2 protein-coding genes are annotated in these 4,935 nt (G+C 75.7%); both read right to left on the bottom strand.

The window, feature by feature from the left end; translation table 11 throughout:
• The coding region (locus B9S61_RS10620) for a type I polyketide synthase (RefSeq protein WP_146064783.1) at nt 1–3,187 on the bottom strand (3,187 nt) is incomplete at its 3' end.
• A gap of 37 nt (nt 3,188–3,224) precedes the next feature.
• Nucleotides 3,225–4,935: type I polyketide synthase (locus B9S61_RS10615; protein ID WP_146064782.1), on the bottom strand; the 1,711-nt coding region annotated here is incomplete at its 5' end.

The raw sequence follows: 4,935 nt of genomic DNA, 5'->3' as shown, positions 1-4,935 counted from the left end.
TCCACTCGCCGTCATCGTCGTCGGCGTCGCCGCCGGCCGGGGTGTCCGGCCGGGAGTGCAGGCTGAGCGGGCGGTGTCCCCGGTGGTCGGGGGCGCCGACGGTGAGCCGGAGCACGGCGCCGCCGTGTTCGGGCAGCACGAGGGGTGCTTCGAGGGTGAATTCCTCGACCCGCGGGCAGCCGACGCGGGCTCCGGCCTGGAGCGCGAGTTCCAGGAACGCGGTGCCCGGGAGCAGGGCCCGGCCGCCGACGGCGTGGTCGGCGAGCCACGGGTGGGTGCGGGCCGAGAGGCGGCCGGTGAGGAGCAGACCGTCGCTGTCGGCGAGAACGACGACCGCGCCGAGCAGCGGGTGGCCGGCGGGGGTCAGTCCGGCGGAGGTGACGTCGGCGGTGGGCGCGGCGCCGTCCTCCAGCCAGTAGGGGTCGCGCTGGAAGGCGTAGGTGGGCAGTTCCACCCGTCCGGGGCGACGGCCGGCGAAGACGGTGTCCCAGTCCGGGGAGACTCCGCGCAGGTGGAGTTCGGCCAGGGACTCGGTGAAGCGGCGCGGTCCGCCGTCGTCGCGGCGCAGGGTGCCGAGGGCGATGGCGTCGGCGCCCGCATCCTCGGCGGTCTCCAGGACGCCGACGGTGAGGACGGGGTGCGGGCTGCTCTCCAGGAGGACCTGGTAGCCGTCGGCGAAGAGGGCGCGGGTGGCCTGTTCGAAGCGCACGGTGCCGCGGAGGTTGCGGTACCAGTAGTCGGCGTCGAGGGCGGTGGTGTCGTCCATCAGGCCGCCGGTGAGGGTGGAGTAGAAGGGGATGGCGGCGGGCCGGGGGGCCAGCCCGTCGAGGCGGGCGAGCAGGTCGGCGCGGATGTCCTCGACGTGGGCGCTGTGCGAGGCGTAGTCGACGGGGATGCGGCGGCTGCGGATGTCCAGGGCCGCGGCCTGTTCGAGGAACACGTCGAGGGCGTCGGTGTCGCCGGAGACCACGGTGGAGGCGGGTCCGTTGACGGCGGCGACGGAGAGCCTGCCCTCCCAGGGGGCGAGGTGTTCGGCGACCTGTGCGGCGGGCAGGGCCACCGAGGCCATGCCGCCGCGGCCGGAGAGGGCGCGGATCGCCCGGCTGCGCAGGGCGACGACCCGGGCGGCGTCGTCGACGGAGAGGGCGCCCGCGACGCAGGCGGCCGCGATCTCGCCCTGGGAGTGGCCGATCACGGCGCCGGGGGTGATGCCGTGAGAGCGCCACAGTTCGGCCAGGGAGACCATGACGGCCCACAGCACCGGCTGCACCACGTCGACGCGTTCGGCGGGCGGGGTGCCGGGGGCGCCGCGCAGGACGGCTTCCAGGGACCAGTCCACGAAGGGGGCCAGGGCGCGTTCGCAGTCGGCGATGCAGGCGGCGAAGGCGGGGGCGGAGTCGAGGAGTCCGACGGCCATGCCGGACCACTGGGAGCCCTGTCCGGGGAAGACCAGGGCGACTTCGCCGCCGGTTCCGGCGGTGCCGCGGACCAGGCCGGGGGCCTGGCGGCCGGCCGCGAGGGCGTCGAGTCCGGCGCGGAACTCGTCGGGGTGGGCGCCGATCAGGACCGCCCGGTGCTCGTGCGCGGCGCGGGTCGTGGCGAGGGCGTGGCCGATCTCGGCCGGGCCGGGCCCGGGGTGGGCGTCGAGGTGGTCGCGGAGCCGTACGGCCTGGGCGCGCAGCGCTTCGGCGGTGCGCCCTGAGAGCACCCAGGGCAGGACGGGCGACGGCGTGCCGGGGCCGGAGGGGGCGTCGGCGTTTACGGGGGCAGCGGTATCGGCCGGCTCTGCGGGGTCGGCGGGTTCGTCGGCCTGTTCCAGGACGACGTGTCCGTTGGTGCCGCTGACGCCGAAGGAGGAGACCGCGGCGCGGCGCGGGCGGCCGGTCTCGGGCCAGGGGGTGTTCGCGGTGACCAGGCGTACGGCGCCCTCGGCCCAGTCGATCTGCGGGGACGGGTCCTCGGCGTGCAGGGTGGGCGGGACGGTGCCGTGCCGCATGGCGAGGACGGTCTTGATGACGCCGCCGACGCCGGCGGCCGCCTGGGTGTGCCCGATGTTGGACTTGAGCGAGCCGAGCAGCAGCGGATGCCCGTCCGCGCGGTCCTGGCCGTAGGTGGCCAGCAGGGCCTGGGCCTCGATGGGGTCGCCCAGCGGGGTGCCGGTGCCGTGCGCCTCGACCACGTCCACGTCGGCGGGGGTGAGTCCGGCCTTGGCCAGGGCGTGCCGGATGACGCGCTGCTGGGCGGGGCCGTTGGGGGCGGTGAGCCGGCTGCTGGCGCCGTCCTGGTTGACGGCGGTACCGCGGATCAGGGCAAGGACCGGGTGTCCGTGGCGGCGGGCGTCGGAGAGGCGCTCCAGCAGGAGCATGCCGACGCCCTCGCCCCAGCCGGTGCCGTCGGCGGTGGCTGCGAAGGACTTGCAGCGGCCGTCCCGGGCCAGGCCGCCCTGGCGGCTCATCTCGACGAACGGGACGGGTGTCGACATGACCATCGCGCCCCCGGCCAGCGCCAGGGTGCAGTCGCCGGCCCGCAGGGCCTGGGCGGCGAGGTGGATGGCGACGAGGGAGGAGGAGCAGGCGGTGTCGATGCTGACCGCGGGGCCCTCCAGACCGAAGGTGTAGGCGACGCGGCCCGAGGCGACGCTGTCGGAGCTGCCGCTGCCGACGTAGCCGGCCACGTCGTCAGAGACCTGGCGCAGCCGTACCGCGTAGTCCTGGTACATCACTCCGGCGAAGACGCCGGTGCGGCTGCCGCGCAGGGTGGCGGGGTCGATGCCGGCCCGTTCGAACGCCTCCCAGGTGGTCTCCAGGAGGAGGCGCTGCTGCGGGTCCATGGCGAGGGCTTCGCGCGGGGAGATCCCGAAGAAGCCGGGGTCGAAGTGGCCGACGTCGTCGAGGAAGCCGCCGAGGGCGGTGTGGCTGGTGCCCTCGCGGAGTCGTTCGGGGTCGTCGAGGTGGTCCAGGTCCCAGCCGCGGTCGCGGGGGAAGCCGGTGATGGCGTCGGTGCCGTCGGTGACCAGGCGCCACAGGTCCTCGGGGGACCGTACGCCGCCAGGGTAGCGGCAGCTCATCGCGACGACCGCGATCGGTTCGTGGGCCGCTTCCTCGGCTTCGGTCAGGCGTCGGCGGGTGTGGTGCAGGTCCGCCGTCACGCGCTTGAGGTAGTCCCTCAGCTTGTCGTCGTTCACCATCGGGATCCGCCGTCCTGGTTCGCGTGTCGGGTCGGTGTCATGACAGGCCGAGTTCGTCGTCGATGAGGTTGAAGAGTTCGTCGTCGCTGGCACCGTCCATGCGGTCCTCGATGGAGTCGCCGCCCGTGCCGTCGCCGCCGGCCGTGGCGGCCGGGTCCAGGCGGCCCAGGAGTTCCTGGAGCCGGGCGGCGAGCCGTTCGCGGTCCGCCGGGTCGTCGACGCCACCGTCGAGGGCGCTTTCCAGGCTGGCCAGTTCGGCGAGGCCGGGGACCGGGCCGGGTCCGGCGTCGGGAACCAGTTCGACGGCGAGGTGTCCGGCGATCGCGGCCGGGGTGGGGTGGTCGAAGAGCAGGGTGGCCGGCAGCGGGTGGCCGGTGGCGGCGCGCAGCCGGTTGCGCAGTTCCACGGCGGTCAGCGAGTCGAAGCCGACCTCCAGCAGGCCGCGTCCGGGCTCGACGGCGGCCGGGCCGCTGTGGCCGAGGACCAGGGCGGCGTGGGAGCGGACCAGGTCGAGGAGGACCCGGCCGCGCTGGGTTTCGGTGAGGGATCCGAGCCGCTGCTTCAGTGCTTCGGGTCCGTCGGTGCCGGTGCCGGCGGCGGGGCCCGCGGCTCCGCGCCGGGTGGCGGGGCGTACCAGGCCGCGCAGCAGGGCGGGAACGCCGCCGCTCGCCGCCTGGGTGCGGACGGCCGCGGTGTCGAGCCGCAGCGGGAGGACCACGGGGTCGTCGAGGGTGCCGGCGGTGTCGAAGAGGGCGAGTCCCTGGGCGGGATCGAAGGGGACGATGCCGCCGCGGGCGATCCGTCGCAGGTCGGCCTCGGTGAGGCCGCCGGTCATGCCGGTGCTGTTGGCCCACAGGCCCCAGGCGAGGGAGCGGCCGGGCAGTCCGTCGGCGCGGCGCCGGTGGGCGAGGGCGTCGAGGAAGGCGTTGGCGGCGGCGTAGTTGCCCTGGCCCATGCCGCCGAAGACGCCGGCGATGGACGAGAACACGACGAACTCCGTCAGCTCCATGCCCGCGGTGAGTTCGTGCAGGTTGACCGCCGCGTCCACCTTGGGGCGCAGGACGTGGCCGAGCTGTTCGGGCGTCATGGTGGCGACGACGCCGTCGGCGAGGACGCCCGCGGCGTGCACCACCCCGGTCAGGGGGTGGGCGGCGGGCAGGGTGGCGAGCAGGGCGGCGAGGGCGTCGCGGTCGGCGGCGTCGCAGGCGGTGATCTCGGCATGCGCGCCCAGGGCCGCGAGTTCGGCGCGGAGTTCCGCGGCGCCTTCGGCGGCGGGGCCGCTGCGGCTGGTGAGCAGCAGGTGCCGGACGCCGTGTTCGGCGGCGAGGTGGCGGGCGACGTGGGCGCCGATGGCGCCGGTGCCGCCGGTGATGAGAACGGTTCCGTCGCCGTCCCAGCCGGGGGTGCGTCCGGTGGCGGTCAGCGGTACGCGGGCCAGCCGGGCGATGTGGACGGCCCCGGCCCGGACCGCGAGCTGGGGTTCCCCGGAGGCGAGGGCCTCGGCGAGGACGGCGGGCGGGGTGTCGTGGGCGGTGTCGAGGTCCAGCAGGACGAAGCGGTCGGGGTTCTCGGTCTGGGCCGAGCGGACCATGCCCCAGAGCGCGGCCAGGGCCGGGTCCGGGACGTCGTCGCCGGTCACCGGGACCGCGCCGGAGGTGATCAGGACCAGCTTGGAGCCGGTCAGGCGCTCCTCGGCCAGCCAGGCGCGCAGCAGCGCGAGGAGCGTGCCGAGGCCGTCGTGGACGGCG

The organism is Streptomyces sp. SM1 (assembly GCF_002910825.1).
Lineage (GTDB): Bacteria > Actinomycetota > Actinomycetes > Streptomycetales > Streptomycetaceae > Streptomyces > Streptomyces okerensis.
This window is presented reverse-complemented; position numbering and strand designations above follow the sequence as displayed.